Genomic DNA, 19,211 nt, shown 5'->3' on the forward strand with positions numbered 1-19,211 from the left:
GCAATATTCCTTCGATTGGTTCCCCGAGCGGCTAAGCCTGCCGCCCCCTGTCGTTGCTTCTGCCCAGCCTAGGGCGGCGACCCTTGCATTTTTCCGGAGCCTTTTCAGTCCCCGAGAAGCTGGCGGTCGTCGCCGTCGCGATGGGTCACGAGCTGTTGCTTGATACGGCGCAATATCACCGTCGCCTGCGGCTGGATGCGATGGGCGACCAGGCTGGCGAGAATGTCGACCACGGCGAGATAGGCAATGCGCGTCGACGTCGGCCGATAAATATTGTCGCCTTCCGGCAGGTCGACCGGCAGGGTGATATCGGCGGCGTGCGCCACCGGGCTCCCGCTTTGCGTCAGCGCGATGGTCGGCACCTTGGCTTCGCGCGCCAGCATGAAAGCGCGCACCAGTTCGGCATTGCGGCCGGAGAAGGACGAACCGATCAGCACATCCGTCGGCTTGGCGGCGGCGGCCATCATCAGCTGCATGCTGTGGTCGGAACTTGAAGTAATCCGCAGGCCGAACCGGAACAGTCTGTTCTGCAGCTCGCTGGCAATCATCGAGGAATTACCGCCGGAGCCGAAGGCGTAAATCATCTCGGCGCCGGCAAGCTGGTTTGCCGCCTGCTCGATGGCGGCGACATCCAGGCCGCGATGCAGCAGGAAAAGCGCATTCTGCGCCTTGGTAATAATGTCCTGGGCAACGTCGGCCGGCGCGATGCTCTTCGGCTCGGGCTTCAGGTAGCGCATGCCGACATAGGCGGTGCGCGCCAGCTGGACCTTGAAATCGGAGAAGCTTTCGCAGCCGAGGCGGCGGCAGAAGCGCGTCACCGTGGGCGGCGAGACGTCCGCCTTGCCCGCAAGCTCGATGATGGAAGCATTGACAGCGAATTCGAAATCGTTGAGGACGATATCGGCGATGCGGATTTCCGATTGCGAAAGCCGGCCCCTCTCGTCCTGCATGGTCGTGAAGATATCCATCAGCCCCCCTTTGTCGCTGTTTTCCAAACGTCTGGCACGTAGTAAGCGACGCAATCCATCTCAATCTCACCATTCCCGCCATTGCCTGTGGACAGGCTTGCAGACGGGCGCGTGTTGCCGTTCGTCCCTACCTAGCGGAAACCTTGACGTGTGATGGCCGCCCTGCGGTTCCTGCAAATTATTTTCTTGATAAGTTGACAAATGACCATAGAAAGCAGAATTTGACCAGTGAAAATCGAAAATTATGAAAAGAATTTAAATGACGGCGGTTACAATGCGTGATCCTTTCAAGAATCCCTTCCCTGTCGGCGATGCCGCCAGGCATTCGATCTGGGAAATGCTCGTTTCGCGCGATATCGACGCTTTTCTTGCCGCCGATTGGTCGATGGTATCGGGCGATTTCGTCGAAGAGGGTTTCATCGGCATCGACGGCCAACACGAAATCAGCCCCGACAAGTGGCGCCTCGCTTTCCCGACGCTATCCGCCTATCGCGACGAATGGCTGCGCCAGGCCCGTGATTTCGCCACCCAATCCTTCGCCGAGGATACGCGCACGGCCATTTTCACCACGACGACGCTCGAAGATATCGAGATCGAAGGCGACATGGCTCTCGTGCGCAAGAAGTTCGACGGCAGCCTGAAGAAATCGGATGGCGGCATCGACGTGATGAAGTGGCAGACGCTTTACTATTGCCGCCTGCATGAGGGGCGCTGGAAGATCAGCGGCTTTACCGGTTACCTGCCGAACCCCATGGAATAGAGGCGACAGCGTTGCGCATTTTCACGGCGGCCTTCGCGACCGAGACGAATACCTTCTCCCCCATCTGCATCGACCGACGCGCTTTCGAAGCCTCTCTCTATGCTCCCCCCGGCATGCATCCGGAAACGCCGACGCTGTGTACCGCGCCGATCACCGTGGGACGGCACATTGCCACGCAAAAGGGCTGGGACGTGATCGAAGGCACCGCCACCTGGGCCGATCCGGCCGGGCTGGTAAACCGCCGGACCTATGAGGAGCTGCGGGACGAGATTCTCGATCAGCTGCGGGCAGCCATGCCGGTCGATGCCGTCATTCTCGGGCTGCACGGCGCCATGGTCGCGGATGGTTACGAGGACACGGAGGGCGATTTCCTGTCGCACATCCGCGAGATCGTTGGGCCGGATATCCTCGTCTGCGCCGAACTCGATCCGCACAGCCATCTGAGCGAGAAACGGCTGACGGCCGCGAATTTCCTCGTCTATTTCAAGGAATTCCCGCATACGGATTTCGTCGATCGCGCCGAGGACCTCTGGCGCATCGCCATCGATACGCTGGAAGGCCGCGTCAAGCCGGTCATGTCGGTCTTCGACTGCCGCATGATCGACGTCTTTCCGACATCGCGCGAACCGATGCGCTCCTTCGTCGACAAGATCATGGCGATGGAAAAGAGCGACGCGGACATTCTGTCGATCTCGGTCGTTCATGGCTTCATGGCCGGCGACGTGCCCGATATGGGCACGAGGCTGCTTGTCGTCACCGATGATAAGCCGACTAAGGGAACTGCGATCGCTCGCGACCTCGGGCTGGAGCTCTTCTCCAAACGCGGCACCTTCATCATGCCGCAGCTCGATGAGAAGCAGGCGGTGCGCGAGGCCATGGCCGCGACCTCCGGCCCGGTCGTCATTGCCGATCTCTGGGACAATCCCGGCGGGGGCACCGCGGGGGATGCCACCGTCGTCCTGCAGGAATTGCTCGATCGCGGCGCCACAGACACGGCGCTCGGCACGATCTGGGATCCGATGGCCGTACAAATCTGCATGGCGGCCGGTGAAGGCGCGGAAATCCCGCTGCGCTTCGGCGCGAAATCGGCGCCGGGCACGGGCAACCCGATCGACGGCCACGTGAAGATCATCCGCCTCGTCACCAATGCCGAGATGCGCTTCGGCGAGAGCTACGCCCCCTTCGGCGATGCCGCGCATATTCTGCTCGATGGTATCGACATTATCCTGAATTCGACGCGCGCCCAAAGCTTCGACCCGAGCCTGTTCTCCGTCATGGGCATCAATCCCGCTGCCAAGAAGATCCTGGTCATCAAGTCGACCAATCACTTCTATGCGTCCTTCTCCAAGATCGCTTCGCAGATCCTTTACTGTTCGGCGGGGACGCCTTATCCCAATAATCCGGCGCGCACACCCTATCGTCGCGCCCGAAAGGACATCTGGCCGATGGTGGCGAATCCCTTTGCAGAAGAACGGAAAGGTGCCTGACATGGCCCACGACATCGCCCGTGACATCGCCTCGGAAATCAGCCCCAAGCCCGGCGACCGGATCGAAGCGCTCTCGACGCCGCGCCCGATCATCGATGAAGACCGGCTGGCGGGCAATATAGCGCGCGTGCAATCCTACATGGACGCGCACGGCCTGAACTTCCGTCCGCATATCAAGACGCACAAGATCCCCGCGCTCGCGCAGGCGCAGGTCGCCGCCGGTGCCAAAGGGATCAACTGCCAGAAGATCACCGAGGCAGAAGCTTTCGCCGACGCTGGCTTCGAAGATATCCTCATTACCTTCAATATTCTCGGCCCGGAAAAGCTCGCACGTCTTGCCGCTTTGAACGAGCGCATCAGCGGGCTGAAGGTCGTTGCCGACAGTGCTGTCACGGTCGATGCCCTTTCCGGCTGGTTCGCCAGCCGCAAGCCGCTCGCCGTACTGGTGGAATGCGATACAGGCGGCGCGCGCTGCGGCGTGCAATCGCCTGCAGAGGCTGCCGCTCTCGGCAAGCATATCGCCGGCAAGCCCGGCCTCGCCTTCGTTGGACTGATGACCTATCCGAAGCCGGACAATGCCGCCGCGACACAGGAATTCCTGTCGGGAGCCGTAAAGCTCCTGAAGGCCGAGGGCATCGAATGCCCGATCGTTAGCAATGGCGGCACGCCGAGCCTCTTCGAGGCGCATCTCGTGACCGCGGCCACGGAACATCGTGCCGGCACTTATATCTATAACGACCGCTCCATGGTGCGGGCCGGCCATTGCCGCGAAGAGGATTGCGCGATGCATATTCTCGCCACCATCGTCTCGAGACCGACGGAAGATCGGGCCGTCATCGATGCCGGTTCGAAGGCGCTCACCTCCGACCTTCTCGGCTTTGCCGATTATGGCCAGGTGGTCGGTTATCCCGACGCCGTCATCAAGGGGCTTTCTGAGGAGCACGGCGTCATCGACCTGTCGAAATGCACAGGCCCTCGCCCGCAGATCGGCGACAAGATCCGTATCATCCCGAACCACACATGCGTCGTCTCCAACCTCTTCGACCAGATGGTGTTTCATCGCGACGGCGTGGTGACGCGCGTCGAGGATGTGGCGGCTCGCGGCTTGGTCTGGTAGGCGATTCCTCATCCCCATCGTGGCCGCTTCCGGAGCCACCCTCGTCCTTCGACGGGCTCAGCATGAGGGCGGAGGAGCTAAGAGCTATAAGCTGGACGAGATGATCAGTCCTCATGGTGAGGACGCCCAAAGGGCCGTCTCGAACCACGAGGGCGCATGGCTGCTTCCGGGGTCGCCTCTCGTCAAGAAGCTGCCGAGTTCAGCATTTCCATATCGATTTCGGTCAATTCCACCCGTCGTTCGAAGGCCTGACCGCTCTCGTCGAAAAGGTGGCAGTCGCCGACGCTGATTCCGGTCTTGAGCGGCACATCCATGCGGATGGCGGCGCTGCCCGGCAAGGTCGCGCAGAAATTCTCGTCGATGCCTTCCGCCGCGGCATAGGCGACGGTCTGCGCGCCAAGACGCTCGACCACGTTCGGAACGATGGTCAGCGTCAGGTCGCCGCCGGCAAGCTGAACATGTTCGGGCCGGATGCCGAGCGTCAGCGCCTTGCCGACGACGCCCTGGCGCGGCGCCACGGGCAGTATGGCCTTCTGGCCCTTGTAATCCACCTGAACGCCCGCATCGCCGATATTCGTGCAGGTGACCGGTAGGAAGTTCATCTTCGGATTGCCGATGAAGCGCGCGACGAACGTATTCGCGGGCTTGTGATAAAGCTCCAGCGGCGCGCCGACCTGCGATATTTCGCCGGCATTCAAGACGACGATCCGATCGGCCATGGTCATGGCTTCGACCTGGTCGTGCGTCACATAGATCATGGTCGCCTGCAGCTGACGGTGCAGCTTCGCCAGTTCGATGCGCATGTCGGCGCGCAGCGCGGCATCGAGGTTGGACAGCGGCTCGTCGAAGAGAAAGATCTTCGGTTCGCGCACGATGGCGCGGCCGATGGCAACGCGCTGGCGCTGGCCGCCGGACAGCTGACCCGGCTTCTGCTGCAAGCGCTGATCGAGATGGAGGATACGCGCCGCATGCTCGACCTTGGCCTTGAGCTTGTCTTCCGGCATCCTCTCGACGCGCAGGGGGAAGGCGATGTTCTCGAACACCGACATATGCGGATAGAGCGCGTAGGACTGGAAGACCATGGCGATGCCGCGCTTGACCGGCGGCAGATCGTTGACGCGGGCACCATCGATCATGATGTCGCCGCTGGTCACTTCGTCAAGGCCTGCAATCATGCGCAGCAGGGTCGACTTGCCGCAGCCGGACGGGCCTACGAAGACAATGAATTCGCGGTCGTTAACGTCAAGCTCGACGCCTTTGATGACCTCGAAATGACCATAGAATTTCTTGACCTGATTAAGGTGCAGCTTTCCCAAACTCTGTCTCCGCGCGGCGCCGCTATAAGGCGGGCAGGGCTCGAAAGGCCGCGCGCGATGCGCGCGGCCCGGCGAATTGCCATCTTACTTGTATTGATCGAGATCGGCAGCTGCCTTCTTCAAGGCATCCGCGGGCTGGGCCTTACCGGTGACGACCGACTGGACCATCTCGATCATCACGTTCTGGAAGCCCTTGTAATCCTTGAACAACGGCTCCGGACCACCATAGGCGATGCCGTCGATGAACGGCTTCCAGAAGGGGTCCTTCTTCTCGAACTCATCGACCATTGGCGACGGACGCAGCGGCGTTAGGCCAGCGCCGCCCTGCAGCTCGTATTCGCCCTGCGGGCCGGGCGAGGTGATGAACTTGACGAATTCGATCGTCTTGTCCTCGACACCGCTACCCTTGAAGACAGCAAGGCTGTCGGTGATGAGCAACGTGCCGGGACCCTTGGCCGATGGGCCGAGCGGCAGCGGTGCGACGCCCCAATTGATCTTCGTTTCCTTCAGGCGATAGGCGGCGCCCGAACCGGCCTGGAGCATGCCGACCTTGCCGTCGAGGAAGATGGCGCGCATTTCGTTCTGCTCGTAAGCCGTGGGGCCCTCGACGGAATAAGGCGTGATATCCTTATAGGCTTGAAGGGCAGCCAGCACTTCCGGGCTGTCGAGGACGATCTTGTCGCCGTCGATCACCTTGCCGTTGTTGCTATAAACCCAGTGCAGGAACTGGTGCATGGTGTTGTCGAAAGTCTTGGCCGACAGGCCATAGCCCGGAATACCGGTCTTTTCCTTGATCGTCTTGGCGTCGGCGATTTCCTCGGCCCAGGTGGTCGGCGGCTTTTCCGGATCGAGGCCCGCCTTCTTGAAGAGGTCCTTGTTCCAGTAGAGCGCCTTGGTCGAGAAGGCTACCGGTGTGCCCCATTGCTGACCATCGATAGTGACGGTATCGACGATGCCCGGATAATAGGCCTTCTTTTCCTCATCGGTCATCGGAACGGGAACAATGAGATCGTTCTCTGCAAACTGCTTGAGCGTGCGCGAACCGACATAAGCCATGGCGACCGGCGTTCCGGCTGCAGCAAGCGTCGTTGCCTTATCCTGGCACAATTCCCAGCCAACGAGTTCTGGCTTGACTGCCCAGCCCGGATTCTTCTCTTCCCACTGCTTGATATATTTCACATGGATCGGGTCGATGCTGTCGCCGCAATAGATCCAGCTGATTTCCTTGTCGGCGGCATGGGCAGTCACAGCGCCAAGCGCGGTGGAGCCGAGCAGAGCCAGGGCAAGCAGCCCCGTTTTGAAATGGAATGTCACGTTTAAGCTCCCGTTTCTCTGGTTGTTGATTGGTTTTATTGCTTCACCGCGCCAGCGGTCAGACCGCTGACGAGATACCTTTGCAGGAAGAAGATCAGGACCAGCGCCGGCGCGATACCGACGAAGCTTGCGGCCATGAGCTCGTTCCAAGCGACCTCCTGCCGGCCGAAATAGCCAAATAGCCCTACCGGCAGCGGCATGTATTCCGTCTTCGAATTGAAGGTAAGCGCATAGATGAACTGCTGCGCGTAGGCCTCGATGAACGAGGAAATCGCCACCACGATGATACCAGGCATGGCAATCGGCAGGATGACGCGGCGAAGCGTGTAGAGCTGGCTTGCACCGTCGACATAGGCGGCCTCATCGAGTTCACGCGGAATGCGGCTGATATAGGTGTGCAGCAGCCAGATCCCGGTGGGGATGATGAAGGCGACGCCCGGCACGATCATGGCGAAATAGGTGTTCAGCACGCCGAAGGAGCGCATGAGCCGGAACAGCGGGATCAGCAGCACGGCGCCGGAGAACATCTTGACGGCGAGGAAGGCGCCGAGCAGCAAGCCGGCCCCCTTGAATTCGAAGCGCGCGAAGGCATAGGCGGCCGGCACCACGAGGATCAGCACGATGATGGTGATCGAGCCGGAAATGAGGAACGAATTGAAGATATACCAGCCAAAGCCCGGCACACTGGTCCACATCGTGCGATAGGCCGCGAACGAACCGTTTTCCGGGATGAAATGGTAGGGCGACGAGAACAGCTGGCTAAGCGGCTTCAGCGACACCAGGAACCCTTCGACGAACGGCGCCAGCACGAAAGTCAGGAACAGAAGGATTCCGGCATAGATGCCGATGATCTCGTACCATTTGTAGCGATTGATCATGGCGGGCTGGCTCATCGCTTGGCTCCCGTTGAAAAGCGGCTGGTCAGGCGGAAATAGGCAAGGCAGAAGAGCGACAGGAAGATGCAGATCAACACGGCGCGGGCGGCACCCTCACCATATTTGTACGATCCAATCGCCGTGCGATAGGTGTCGATGATCATCGTCGTCGTCTCACCGTTCGGGCCGCCGTGCGTCAGGATCCAGATGATGTCGAACGAATTGAACGTCGAGATCAGCGACAGCATCGACATGGTAACCAGAGACGGCACCAGCAGCGGCAGGGTAATGCGGCGGAAGCGATAGAAGCGGCCGGCACCGTCGGTCCAGGCGGCTTCATAGAGATCGTGCGGGACAGCCTGCATCGCCGCCAGCATATAAAGCGTCACCATCGGCACGCCGATCCAGACGTCGGTGACGATCGTCGCCCAGAAGGCCGAGCTGCCATAGGCAAGGAACGCCACCGGGCTGTCGACGATGCCGAACCGCTGCAGCAGGCCTGAAATCATGCCGAACTGGCCATTATACATCCAGCCCCACATGAAGATGCCGATCGCCATCGGCACGATCCAGGGCGGCATGGTTAGCACGCGGAAAAGCGCGCGGCCCGGGACGGCGGAATTCAGCAGCGCCGCTCCCAACGTGCCGATGATCATCTTGATCGACACGGAGAAGAACGTCCAGATAAAGGTGCGGACGATGACCGACGCGAATGTTTCGTTGAAGATCTTGCCGTAGTTCTCGAAACCGACCCAATTCGTCACCTTCTTCAACGACGCATCGGTGAAGGACAGAATAACGGTGTCGACCAGCGGATAGGCGACGATGACGGTGACGTAGAGGAGAGCCGGAAGAAGCAGGATCCAGGCGAAGATGACTGTGCTGCGTTGAACACCCATCTTGCGCCCCTCCTCAGGCGGCTCTTGAATAAAGCGCTTCGTCGAACTCGTCCCAGATCGGACGGAGATCCACGACGGCCCTCTTCATGCGCGCCTCGTCCATCGAAAGCGCCAGAATGCCCGCTTCTAGCGCATTCAGCGTCGAGACCGGCAGATGCTGCCCCGATTTGACATGCGAGATGATATCGGCGGCCATCTGTTCGTCGGCGCCATAGTGCTGCGAAAGCGCCGTGCGCGTCGCATAGGTTTTCTCGATCACCTTTTTGCCCGTGAGCATCTCATGGACGTTGAAATAACCGCGAATGAAATCGCCCTCGGCCATGCCGCGCGATCCCATGATGGCAAAGCGGCGGAACTGGTCCGGCACGTTCAGGTTGGTATGGAAGTTCATGCCGACGCCGTTGGCATATTCGACGATCGCCACCTGGTAGTCGATGATGTCGCCGTCACTGTCGAAAACCTTGTCCGACCCCATCCAGCCGCTCGGCTTGCGATGGAAAAGCTCAAGGTCGTTGATGCCTTCCCTTGCCGGGTCGTTTTCTGGGATGAAGCTCTTGCGGCCGCCGAAGCTTGCGACCCTCTCCGGTCGTGCACCGACCACGCCATTATAGAGATCGAGGTCGTGGCAGCATTTCTCCAGCATGAAGCTGCCGGAATAATGCTCGTAGCGGCGCCAGTCGCGCATGAAGAAGGCGCCATGATAGGGCTCGATGTGCTCGGCGGCCTCGATGGAAACGACATGACCGAGCTTTCCTTCGGCCTGCGCGACCAGCAGATCGCGGTACATTGGCGAATAGCGCAGAACGAGACCGACCATCAGCCGCTCGTGGCCGAACTTCGCCATCAGGCGCGCAAGCTCTATACTGTCCTTGATTGTCGTGACGATCGGCTTTTCGCAGAAAATCTTGAGGCCAGCCTCGAGGCCGATGCGAATATGATCGAGATGCATGTGGTTGGGCGAACCGATCATCAGCAGATCGATTTTCTCGTTGGCAATCAGCTCCTGAGGCGTGGCATAGGCCTTTCCGGCTGATATGCCCTGCTCGATCAGACCGGGCAGGCCTGCGGGCTCCGGATCGACATATCCGGCAATCTCAAAGCTTTCGTCGATCGCCTTGAAGACATAGCCCAGATATCCCAGGCGGAATCCCAGCCCAATGATTCCCACTCGCATGCTTTATGTTCCCATTACGTAATTTATTTTCGTAAGCTTGGGGCAAATTTTCGCATTCGTCAACGACGTTCGCGCATTTACTCAAAAACATGAAATTTATTTTCAGATTATCGCCTAAAAAAGCGCAACCCTCAAGGATGAGGCTGCGCGCGATTTGACTGGATTGCTGCTTATTTCGGCAGAGCCAGACGCCGTTATCTGCCCGGGCCGTTATATTGCCAGTACTGATAATTCGGTTTTCTGGTGCTGCTGGAGATCATACCATCCTGCTCGCAGACATAACCGAGCCGCGGAAGGCTGCGATAAAACAGACCTTCGCGAAAATAATCCGCATGCAAGGTGGTCGTGCGGCATTGGAATTTCTCGTCAGCCGCCATTTTTGGCGCAGTTACGCCCGGCAGGTTCTTGTAAGGATAGACGGGAGCGACATATGGCTTGGGGAGAAGCGGGTTTTCGGCAAAGACTGCCGTCGGCGTGAGACCCGCCAGAAACAACGCAACAACGGCGATTTTCGATTTGGTCAACATGACTTGGGACGATCCTTTACCCATGCGAATACGACACTTCGGCGCTCCTTGCTCTGAATATATTGACGCCGCTGTTTCGCGCCAACAGGCCGGCCGTCGAAATCGCGCTCAAGTGATCGTTCGGGGACCGACGGAAACTCGTTCACGCTACGTTACACCAAATAAAATGCTTTTATCCGCAAATACAACATGGGCGTGCAGTGGCCATTTGCGACAAGTCATAAGCATGTTATATAGTAGTAAAAATGCCTTCTTAGTTGCTGTCGCCACGATTTCTGTTTGCAGGAGTAACAGTCATTCTCGAACAGATTAATCGTATCCCTCGCCTTGTCGATCCTGACATCGCTGACGAAGCCGTTCAGCAGCTTCGCATCTATGTGATCAACCTCGATCGGTCGCGCGAGCGTTGGGAGCGCCTATGCAGCCAGGCGGTGGAATACGACCTGGACATCACACGGATTCCGGCTGTTGACGGTCGGGCGATCGCCGAGCGCGATCGCATCGATTTCCACCCGAAATCGTTCATCTATCACAACGGACGCAAGCTTCTGCCCGGCGAGTACGGCTGCTATCGCAGCCATCTGCTTGCCTTGGAGCAGTTTGTCGCCAGCGGCGACAAGATGGCCATCATCATGGAAGATGACGTCGAGCTCAATGAGCGGCTGATCCCACGCGCGATCGCGGCCATGGAAAGCGTTCAAGGCGCGCGCCTCGTCAAGCTGGTCAACCATCGCCTCGTCGGCTTCAAAGCGATCTGCGAAACCACCGAAAGCGATGTTGTCGGCCGCTGCATGCATGGCCCGCAGGGGTCGGCTGCCTGTTATATCGTCAACCGCAAGGCCGCCAAGAAGCTGCTGACGACGCTGAAGCCCATGCTTCTTCCCTATGACGTCGCCCTTGAGCGCGGCTGGTCGACCGGCGTCGAAACATTCACGACATTTGAAAATCTCGTCGACTTCAGCCCGCACCGCGCCGCCACCACGATCGGCAAACGCGTGCACTACCGCGCCGTCAAAAAGCATTCCCTGTTGCGGCTGACGGCGTATTGGTTCCGCACATGCGACCAGATGCGCCGCTGGCGCTACGCCATCAAGGAAGCGGCGGTAAACCTCGGCAAACGCTGAGCCCTGGGAGACGGCGACGGTTCAATTGCTCAAACCGCGTCTATAGCTGCGCGACATTGTCGAGATTCGGCTGGTCGACCGTCAGGTCCGTCTCGCGTTCGCGATAGACGAGATCGACCACCTCGCTGCTGGGCGCATAACCGGAGACGAGCTTCTGCAGCAGCGCTCTGGCGAGGGGGATATCGTTTTCCTCCATCGCCGCCTCCAGCGCTGCAAGCCGCTTCGCCAGCTCCGGCCAGGGCAGGAAATCTTCCTTCGCCTGCATGATACGCGGATGGGTCGTCGGTTGCGGGTTGTCGCCGATCAGCAATTCCTCATAGAGCTTTTCGCCCGGCCTCAAGCCGGTGATTTCCAACTCGATGTCGCCTTCGGGTTCGTCCGCATCCCGCACCGTCAAACCGGACAATTCCACCATGCGCCGGGCAAGATCGGCAATGCGCACAGGCTCACCCATGTCGAGCAGGAAGACGTCGCCGCCCGCCGACATCGCGCCCGCCTGGATCACCAGCTGCGATGCCTCGGGAATGGTCATGAAGTAGCGGGTGATATCGGGATGGGTCAGCGTGATCGGCCCGCCATCACGAATCTGCTGGCGAAACAGCGGCACGACCGAACCGGAGGAGCCAAGCACGTTGCCGAAGCGCACCATGGCGAAATTGGTGCTGTCGGTACCTGGCTTGCGATCGGCATTCATCGCCTGCAGCACCATTTCCGCCAGGCGCTTGCTCGCGCCCATGATATTGGTCGGACGCACGGCCTTGTCGGTGCTGATGAGGACGAAACTCTCGACGCCATGATCGCGGGCGGCTTCAGCCGCTATCAGCGTTCCCAGCACATTGTTGCGGATGCCCTCGACGGGATTGTATTCGACCAGCGGCACGTGCTTGTAAGCGGCGGCATGGTAGACGGTCTTCGGCCGCCATGCCTCCATGATCTGCCTGAGCCGTTGGCCGTCCCTGACGGAGGCGAGAAAGGGGATGATGCGTACATCGGCATAGCCGGCGGAGGCTGCCGATTTCTCCAGCTCGCCGTGAATGGCATAGAGAGCGAATTCGCTCTGCTCCACCAGCAAGAGCGAGGACGGCTCGTTCTTCAGGATCTGACGGCAGAGCTCGCCGCCGATCGAGCCGCCCGCTCCGGTCACCATGACCACCTTACCACGTATATTCTTCTCGATCAGGTCGCGGTCGGGGGCAATCACATTGCGGCCGAGCAGGTCCTCGATATCCAGTTCGCGCAGGTCCGAGACCGCAACGCGACCCTGGGCGAGCGCGGTCAGATCGGGCATGGTCCTGACCGTCACGCGGGCCTTGCGCATGCTTTCGAGGATCTCGTTGCGCCGTTGCCGCGTGGCGTTCGGCAAGGCCAGCAGCACGCCCTTGATATCGCCCGAGACCACGAGCGCCGGCAGATCGGCCGGAGCGTAGATCGGCAGGCCGCCCATGATGCTGCCATGCAGGTTGCGGTCGTCATCGAGATAGCCGACGACATTGAGCTCGGCGCTGTTGGCAAGCGCGCCCGTCAGCTGCCGTCCCGAAGCGCCGGCGCCGTAGACCAGAACCTTGGCAAGCTGATTGCGATTGAGGAGCCGCTGATAGGCATTGCCGAGCCAGTAGCGCGTCCACATGCGCGACAGGCCGATCGCGATCAGCAACAACAGCGGCTGCAATATGCCGACCGTGCGCGGCACGCCCGGCACGCTGATTGCGGTAAAAATCGTCATGAAGGCGAGCGCGTAGATCGCGACCGCCTTGACGACAGTCACGAAAGCCGAAAGGCCCGCATATCGGAAAATGGCGCGGTAAAGGCCAAGGACGATGAAGATCGGTATGGCGACGAGCAGGGAGACGATGGCCGGCAGCCATTCGACGCCTTCGAGAATGACCCAGTCATCGAGACGCAGACAATAGGCGAACCAGACCGTGAGCACGCACAGGCTGGCGTCGACCAGCAGCGCCAGCGCACGCTTGGTCGAGCGCGGCAGCGCCAGGAACGGCAAAACGAGCTTATCAGCGGGCACCATCGGTCAGTTTTCCTCGGCGCCAGTCATTGGAGCAGCGCACCGCTTTTCTCGCATAGATTGTCTCACAAAGTACCATACGACTCCTAATGACTGCATCACGCTTCCATTAGCAAGATCCAATCATTCCCGGAGCCGATTTACATTTAGAACAGCCGGCGCGCAATTGCATCCCCGATCCTGAAGAAGCCCGGGTGCAAAAAGGTGGAAAAGAACTCATTTACCGAAATAGCCACGGATGACGGGGTGCCGAAACAGGCCGAGGAGAATGGCAAAAGCCATGCCGAGGCCTGCACCGAACATCGCGCCGGCGATCAAGCCCGCGACCATCATCACCTTCCGGCTAGGTCCATCCGCCTTCAACGGCGGCTCCGCCTCGGAAATCACACGAATATTGCTCTGCGACAGATCCTGGGCGTCACCGGCCTGGCCGGACCGCTTCAGAAGCGATTCATAGAGATCGCGGGCGGCGGTCGCCTTGCGCTGCAGCTCGTTCAGGCCGACGAGTTTGCCTGAGGTGTTGACCTGCGAGGCTTTCTGCACCGCGAGTTCCTTGGCGATGTCCTGCTCGGCCTTCTGCGCCTGTTCGTAGTCGGAACGGGCCGAGGTCATCTGCCGCTGCAACTCGGCCCGGATTTCGGCTGCAAGGCTTTCCAGGGAGGATTTGGCAGCGAGCAGGCGCGGATGGCGGGCGCCGAGCTGGCTTTGAAGGCTGCCGACATTGGCGGCCAGCGCCGCATATTGCTGCCGCAGGCTGCTCAATGCGTTCGATGTCGCCCCGGAGGAAGGATTGCTTGAGACCACCTCCTCGAAGCTCAGCTTGCCGGCTGCGTCGGCGCGGGCCTTCGCCTCTATCGTCTTTTGCTGGGCGGTGACCAGCATGTCGTTCAAGGCGGTCAGGCGCTTGTCGGAAATCAGGTTGCCCTCGACCGCCACCATGTCATTGTCGGCACGATAGGCTTCGACGGCTTTCTCGGCCGACAGTACCTGCTGGCGCAGATCATCGAGACGGGAATCCAGCGCGGTACTGCTGCTCTTGTAACTATTTGCCGTCGCCTTGCTCTCCTCTTCCATGAAGGAGGTCACGAGCTGGTTGGCAATCCCAGCCGATTTTTGCGGGTCGCCGGTCGTCACCTTCGCCGTTACGACATAGGTGCTGGCCTCGCGGGCGATCTGCACGGCTTTCGCCAACGTGGCGGCCGCGACATATTTCGCCGCCTCGCCGCTGGCGCCGCCATCGAACTGGGGATCCTGATCGAGCTTCAACGCTTCGACGACCCGGCCGAGCACCTTGCCCGAAGACAGGATCTGCGTCTGGCTGTCGATCATCGTCGTGATCAATTCCGGCGCCGTGGGAGCCTGCTGGGCGGAATCGGAAGTTCCGACCGGGCGTGGATCGAAGTAGAGGCTGGTTTCGGCGGTAAATTTCTGCGGTATCAGCGGAATGACGGCCGCGCCCAGCACGGCGCCGGTACCCGCCAGGGCAAGGACCACGAGCTTCCTCGCCCAGATCGAGCGAATGGCCGAGCGAAGATCGAGCAGCGGCGCATCAGCCATCGCTGCCGGCATCGGCGGTGTGACAACACTCGGAGGCGCCGCAGCCGGGGCAGCTTCCGTCATCGAGGCAACAACGGCGATCGGCTCGACCACAGGCTGCGGTCTTGCGTCGGGCTGAAATTCGAGAGGTGACGGCTCGCTCTTGCTCACGGCATAAGTCGCCGTATCGATCGGCTGAACCGTCGCAGCCTGTTCGGCGCCGGAAACGAAATCGCGCGGACGCAGCAGCGGGCTGCGCGAGCGCTGCCCCTGACGGTATCCGTCAGACGGCTCGATGCCGCGCCAACCCGAAAGTTGGTCCGATCGCTTGTTTCGTTCCATTGAGCTCATGCCAGGCTTTCAACGCACCGCGTACCTATTGCGTCCAGCGGATGCGAGGAGTTTAGAAATGTTTGGCTAACGGAACATTAAGGACACTCGGAGGAAGTCGGGACAGCGGCAACGACAGCGCCTTTTCATTCATCATTGTTCAACGCGACCAGCCTTATGAAAACAGCGCCTTCGCCGCTGAAACAGGAGCCTGCAATGACGGGACCGATGACGAGACTGCTGCATCGCGCGCTTGCCGCGACAGTGGCCATTGCTTCCTTTGCCGCGCAAGCCGATGACGGCTTTGCGGCCTCGCAGCTCTGCTATCGCGGCATCAATCTTTCCGGTGCCGAGTATGGCGACCGCGACGGGGTGCTCGGCGCCAACTATACATATCCTTCGGAAGAGACCGTACGCTATTTCGCGAACAAGGGCATGAATATCGTGCGCCTGCCTTTCCGCTGGGAGCGCCTGCAGCCGGTGCTGGGCCAACCTTTCGACGGCGCGGAGCTGCAGCGGCTGAAGGATGCCGTCGATCTCGTCCAGAAGCACGGCATGGCCGTGCTCCTCGATCCGCACAATTTCGGCTACTACGACAAGACCCAGCTGACGCAGGCACCAGCGACAGACCTTGCCTTCGGCGACTTCTGGGCGCGGCTCGCCATCGAATTCGCCAACCGGAAGGGCGTCCTCTTCGGCCTGATGAACGAGCCGCACGACATCAAGGCGCCCGACTGGCTGGAAGCGGCCAATGCGGCTATCCGCAGCATCCGCACGGTCGGCGCGCGCAACCTCATCCTCGTACCCGGCACGAACTGGACAGGCGCGCATAGCTGGTCCGCCGACGTTCTGGGCGGCGGTGCCAATGGCACGGTCATGCTCGGCATCAAGGACCCGCTCGATTTCTACGCCTTCGAATTCCATCAGTATCTCGATGCGGACAGCTCCGGCACACATACTGCATGCGAGGGCAGCGACAGCGCGCAAAGGGGATTGCTCGATGTCACGGAGTGGCTGCGCAAGAACGGCAAGCGCGGCTTTCTCGGCGAATTCGGCGTGCCCGGCAGCCAACCCTGCCTCGATGGGCTGAAGGCCGTCTTCGGCATCATGGCGGACAACAGCGACGCGTGGCTCGGCTGGAGCTATTGGGCCGCGGGCGAATGGTGGCCGGCGGAGGAACCATTGAACGTGCAGCCGCGCAACGGCAAGGACCGGCCGCAAATGAAGACGATCACGACCGCAGTCGGCAAGAAGGCGCCCCTGGCGCCGAGCTGCGCGGCCGTGAAGCCGGCTGGCTGATCGACGTCGAGAGCCTGCAGCGGGGCGAGCGGTTGGCGCTTTGCCGCGACTCATGAGACTGCTATCTTTGCGCCGGCCAAAGGATTCGGCAGCCCGGACAACAGATGAGAAGCCTTACCGACAAACAGCGCGTCGATTATCCGATCCTGGCGATCACGCTGTTTTCGGTGCTCTACAATTGCATCCTCGCCTATATCAATCACAACATCATGCCGCTTTCGGTCTCGCATGTCGTGCTCTGCGAGGGCCTGATGATGATCTCCAGCGTGGCTTTCATTCTGAAGAAGGGAATCTACGAGGAAGATCTGCCGATCGTCCTTTTTCTCGTCTTCACGCTCGTCATCACGATCTACATCACCGTCTTCAATCGCCTGACCTTCATCGACCAGTTCCGCAACATCCTGATCATCTTCTGCTTTGCCGGCATCGGCAGCTGGGCGAGCGAGCGAACGGTCAGGCTTGCCTTCCGGATCGCCTGCGCGGCCGTGCTGCTGTTCCTCGTTTGCGAAGTCGTCAGCACGCCCTTTTATGTCAGCCTGTTCCATCCCGGCGAATATTTCGAGAATACGCGAGGGATCAAGCAGGCGAGCTTCAATTCGACCGGCCTCTTTGCCAACGCACTCGGTTTCCAGGGCCGCTTCTCATTCGGCCTCATCGATCACCGCTCGTCCTCGATCTTCCTGGAGCAGGTGTCGCTCGCCAACTTCTGCGGCGTCATCGTCATCTACCTGCTCTCCTTCTGGCCGAAGCTCGCCCTGCTCGAAAAAGCCCTGTTCATCTCCACGGTGCTGCTGATCCTGCTCACCAACGACACCCGCACGATGCTGATCTTCTCCTGTGTCAGCATCGCTGGATACTTTCTGTTTCCGAAGATCCCGAAGGGTTTCAGCCTTATCCTGATGCCGGTCATCATCCTGGTCGGCTTCTTCGTGCACTTCATGAAACCGGGGGAGGTCGGCGACAATTTCACCGGGCGCGTCGGGGTCACGATCAAGAAGATGCTGGAGCTCGATATCCAGTCCATGCTTGGCCTGTCGATCTCGCGTATCGGCGAATTCGCCGACAGCGGCTATGTCTATCTCATCTACGCATCGACGATTTTCGGCCTGATCGTCTTCTGGCTCTTCGTCTGCCTCTATCCCGCGGGAAGGACGGCGGCGCAAAGACGCTGCGCGCATTCACTCTCTCTTTTCATTTTTCTGAATATGATGATCGGCGGTACGGCAATCTTTTCCATCAAGATCGCCGGACTGCTCTGGCTGCTCGTCGGTTACATGCGTGTTTCCGACAAACCGCGCGCCGTTCGGGCGCAGTCGGAGACCCTAAACGAAAGCAGAGTGCCGGGCTGACCAGACATCATGTCGGCATCGGCTGCGTGAGGATCGGGATGCTTGTTCAGCTGCAGTATCTGCGTGCCATCGCTGCACTCATGGTCGTCTATTTTCATTCGGTGCTGCAGGTGCCGAAGGTCGATCCCGGCTTCCAGACGGTTTTCCATCTCTTCGGCGAGACCGGCGTCGACATATTCTTCGTGCTCAGCGGCTTCGTCATGTGGCTAACCACGGCCGGCCGCGAAATCCGCCCGCTGGATTTCTACCGACGCCGCATCCAGCGCATCGTCCCGCTCTATTGGCTGGCGACCCTGTTTGCGGCAAGCGTGGCGCTGGTGGCGCCGACCTTGCTGAAGTCGACAGTCTTCGATCTTCCGCACTTTATTGCTTCCCTCTTCTTCCTTCCCTGGCGCAATCCGGCCGATCCGACGCTGACCGTTCCCGTCGTCGTGCCGGGATGGACGCTGAACTACGAGATGTTCTTCTATCTCGTCTTCGGCCTGCTGCTGCTCGTGCGCGAAAAATGGCGCTTTGCCGCGCTGTTTGCCGCGATGACCGCGATCATCATCGTCTGTCGCGTTCTCCCTGGCGATATGACCGCCGCCAAATTCTATAGCGATCCGATCATCTACGAATTTCTGGCGGGCGTGCTTCTCGCCAAGCTCTATCTCGACAAGATCCTCCTGCCGCAGGCCGTTGCCTGGCCGGCGCTGGTGATGGGATTCTCGTTCCTGCTCATCAACGAAACGCTCTGCGACGCCAGCATGCGCGCCTACATGTGGGGCATCCCGGCCGTCGTTATCCTGTATTCGGCCGTCTCTATCGACTTCTCGAAGCTCCCGGTCATTGCCACGCTGAATTATCTGGGGGATGCCTCCTACAGCATCTATATCACCCACGCCTTCACGCTCGCATTGCTGCGTGTCGTTTGCGTCCACCTGAATTTCGACATTCTGGCAAATGCGCCGATCTTCGTCACCGGCTGCATCGTCTGCTCGGCGATCGGCGGCGCCATCGTCCACGAGCTGACGACACCCAGCCGCTGGCGAAAATGGAGAAGGAAGCGCGCAGTCGCCGCTTGATTGTCGTCCTATCAAATTCGCGTTCCCTATCAGATTCGCGTCGTCTTCTCTC

16 protein-coding genes are annotated in these 19,211 nt (G+C 60.1%); 7 read left to right on the top strand and 9 right to left on the bottom strand.

Annotated elements, in window-relative coordinates:
* Nucleotides 1–104 precede the first annotated feature (104 nt).
* Nucleotides 105–968, bottom strand: a complete 864-nt coding sequence (locus HGP16_RS17975) for a MurR/RpiR family transcriptional regulator (protein ID WP_168841364.1) — start codon at nucleotides 966–968, stop codon at nucleotides 105–107.
* Nucleotides 969–1,242: 274 nt separating this feature from the next.
* On the opposite strand from HGP16_RS17975, the gene HGP16_RS17980 reads away from it, so the two are divergent.
* From HGP16_RS17980 to HGP16_RS17990, 3 genes are read left to right on the top strand one after another with little or no spacing between them, the layout of a single operon-like run.
* Nucleotides 1,243–1,728 (top strand): hypothetical protein, encoded by a 486-nt coding sequence (locus HGP16_RS17980; RefSeq protein ID WP_168841365.1) that lies wholly within the window; start codon nucleotides 1,243–1,245, stop codon nucleotides 1,726–1,728.
* Between the two features lie 11 nt (nucleotides 1,729–1,739).
* Nucleotides 1,740–3,215, top strand: a complete 1,476-nt coding sequence (locus tag HGP16_RS17985; RefSeq protein ID WP_168841366.1) for a M81 family metallopeptidase — start codon at nucleotides 1,740–1,742, stop codon at nucleotides 3,213–3,215.
* 1 nt (nucleotide 3,216) lies between these two features.
* On the top strand, nucleotides 3,217–4,332 hold the full coding sequence (locus HGP16_RS17990; protein WP_168841367.1) for a D-TA family PLP-dependent enzyme: 1,116 nt from the start codon (nucleotides 3,217–3,219) through the stop codon (nucleotides 4,330–4,332).
* Between the two features lie 182 nt (nucleotides 4,333–4,514).
* On the opposite strand, the gene HGP16_RS17995 is transcribed toward HGP16_RS17990, so the two are convergent.
* The 6 genes from HGP16_RS17995 to HGP16_RS18020 form a co-directional block, all read right to left on the bottom strand.
* Entirely contained in the window at nucleotides 4,515–5,648 is a 1,134-nt protein-coding gene (locus tag HGP16_RS17995; RefSeq protein ID WP_168841368.1) for an ABC transporter ATP-binding protein, read from the bottom strand.
* A gap of 84 nt (nucleotides 5,649–5,732) precedes the next feature.
* On the bottom strand, nucleotides 5,733–6,962 hold the full coding sequence (locus HGP16_RS18000) for an extracellular solute-binding protein (RefSeq protein WP_168841369.1): 1,230 nt from the start codon (nucleotides 6,960–6,962) through the stop codon (nucleotides 5,733–5,735).
* Nucleotides 6,963–6,997: 35 nt separating this feature from the next.
* Complete coding sequence (locus HGP16_RS18005; protein ID WP_168841370.1) at nucleotides 6,998–7,855, bottom strand: carbohydrate ABC transporter permease; 858 nt, start codon at nucleotides 7,853–7,855, stop codon at nucleotides 6,998–7,000.
* The gene (locus HGP16_RS18010; RefSeq protein ID WP_168841371.1) at nucleotides 7,852–8,736 is read right to left on the bottom strand and encodes a carbohydrate ABC transporter permease; all 885 of its coding nucleotides are present in this window, start codon (nucleotides 8,734–8,736) and stop codon (nucleotides 7,852–7,854) included. Before HGP16_RS18010 ends, HGP16_RS18005 begins: the two co-directional genes overlap by 4 nt.
* A gap of 13 nt (nucleotides 8,737–8,749) precedes the next feature.
* Entirely contained in the window at nucleotides 8,750–9,910 is a 1,161-nt protein-coding gene (locus HGP16_RS18015; protein ID WP_168841372.1) for a Gfo/Idh/MocA family protein, read from the bottom strand.
* 194 nt (nucleotides 9,911–10,104) lie between these two features.
* Nucleotides 10,105–10,437, bottom strand: coding sequence for a hypothetical protein (locus tag HGP16_RS18020; protein WP_168841373.1), 333 nt, complete (start codon nucleotides 10,435–10,437; stop codon nucleotides 10,105–10,107).
* 257 nt (nucleotides 10,438–10,694) lie between these two features.
* Here HGP16_RS18020 and HGP16_RS18025 point away from each other — a divergent pair, with 257 nt between their 5' ends.
* Nucleotides 10,695–11,561 (top strand): glycosyltransferase family 25 protein, encoded by an 867-nt coding sequence (locus HGP16_RS18025; protein WP_205926608.1) that lies wholly within the window; start codon nucleotides 10,695–10,697, stop codon nucleotides 11,559–11,561.
* 40 nt (nucleotides 11,562–11,601) lie between these two features.
* Here the strand turns inward: HGP16_RS18025 and HGP16_RS18030 are convergent, their stop codons facing one another.
* Both HGP16_RS18030 and HGP16_RS18035 read right to left on the bottom strand, forming a co-directional pair.
* Nucleotides 11,602–13,584: a polysaccharide biosynthesis protein gene (locus HGP16_RS18030; RefSeq protein ID WP_168841374.1), complete on the bottom strand. Its 1,983-nt coding sequence runs from the start codon at nucleotides 13,582–13,584 to the stop codon at nucleotides 11,602–11,604.
* A gap of 213 nt (nucleotides 13,585–13,797) precedes the next feature.
* A complete protein-coding gene (locus HGP16_RS18035) occupies nucleotides 13,798–15,468 on the bottom strand; it encodes a GumC family protein (RefSeq protein ID WP_168841375.1) in 1,671 nt (556 codons plus the stop codon).
* 195 nt (nucleotides 15,469–15,663) lie between these two features.
* Here HGP16_RS18035 and HGP16_RS18040 point away from each other — a divergent pair, with 195 nt between their 5' ends.
* From HGP16_RS18040 to HGP16_RS18050, 3 genes are all read left to right on the top strand, one after another.
* On the top strand, nucleotides 15,664–16,746 hold the full coding sequence (locus tag HGP16_RS18040) for a glycoside hydrolase family 5 protein (RefSeq protein WP_168841376.1): 1,083 nt from the start codon (nucleotides 15,664–15,666) through the stop codon (nucleotides 16,744–16,746).
* Nucleotides 16,747–16,850: 104 nt separating this feature from the next.
* A complete protein-coding gene (locus HGP16_RS18045) occupies nucleotides 16,851–18,095 on the top strand; it encodes a hypothetical protein (RefSeq protein WP_168841377.1) in 1,245 nt (414 codons plus the stop codon).
* A gap of 38 nt (nucleotides 18,096–18,133) precedes the next feature.
* Nucleotides 18,134–19,159, top strand: coding sequence for an acyltransferase (locus tag HGP16_RS18050; protein ID WP_168841378.1), 1,026 nt, complete (start codon nucleotides 18,134–18,136; stop codon nucleotides 19,157–19,159).
* Nucleotides 19,160–19,211 lie beyond the last annotated feature (52 nt).

Source organism: Rhizobium sp. P40RR-XXII, assembly GCF_012641405.1.
Taxonomy (GTDB): Bacteria; Pseudomonadota; Alphaproteobacteria; order Rhizobiales; family Rhizobiaceae; genus Rhizobium.

What these genes read in the sequence shown, in the direction of transcription:
- HGP16_RS18045 (WP_168841377.1), top strand. Translation starts at nt 16,851, where the DNA reads ATGAGAAGCCTTACCGACAAACAGCGCGTCGATTATCCGATCCTGGCG.
- HGP16_RS18015 (WP_168841372.1), bottom strand. Translation starts at nt 9,910, where the DNA reads ATGCGAGTGGGAATCATTGGGCTGGGATTCCGCCTGGGATATCTGGGC.
- HGP16_RS17980 (WP_168841365.1), top strand. Translation starts at nt 1,243, where the DNA reads ATGCGTGATCCTTTCAAGAATCCCTTCCCTGTCGGCGATGCCGCCAGG.
- HGP16_RS18010 (WP_168841371.1), bottom strand. Translation starts at nt 8,736, where the DNA reads ATGGGTGTTCAACGCAGCACAGTCATCTTCGCCTGGATCCTGCTTCTT.
- HGP16_RS17975 (WP_168841364.1), bottom strand. Translation starts at nt 968, where the DNA reads ATGGATATCTTCACGACCATGCAGGACGAGAGGGGCCGGCTTTCGCAA.
- HGP16_RS18005 (WP_168841370.1), bottom strand. Translation starts at nt 7,855, where the DNA reads ATGAGCCAGCCCGCCATGATCAATCGCTACAAATGGTACGAGATCATC.
- HGP16_RS18020 (WP_168841373.1), bottom strand. Translation starts at nt 10,437, where the DNA reads ATGTTGACCAAATCGAAAATCGCCGTTGTTGCGTTGTTTCTGGCGGGT.
- HGP16_RS18030 (WP_168841374.1), bottom strand. Translation starts at nt 13,584, where the DNA reads ATGGTGCCCGCTGATAAGCTCGTTTTGCCGTTCCTGGCGCTGCCGCGC.
- HGP16_RS18035 (WP_168841375.1), bottom strand. Translation starts at nt 15,468, where the DNA reads ATGAGCTCAATGGAACGAAACAAGCGATCGGACCAACTTTCGGGTTGG.
- HGP16_RS17990 (WP_168841367.1), top strand. Translation starts at nt 3,217, where the DNA reads ATGGCCCACGACATCGCCCGTGACATCGCCTCGGAAATCAGCCCCAAG.
- HGP16_RS18040 (WP_168841376.1), top strand. Translation starts at nt 15,664, where the DNA reads ATGACGGGACCGATGACGAGACTGCTGCATCGCGCGCTTGCCGCGACA.
- HGP16_RS18050 (WP_168841378.1), top strand. Translation starts at nt 18,134, where the DNA reads ATGCTTGTTCAGCTGCAGTATCTGCGTGCCATCGCTGCACTCATGGTC.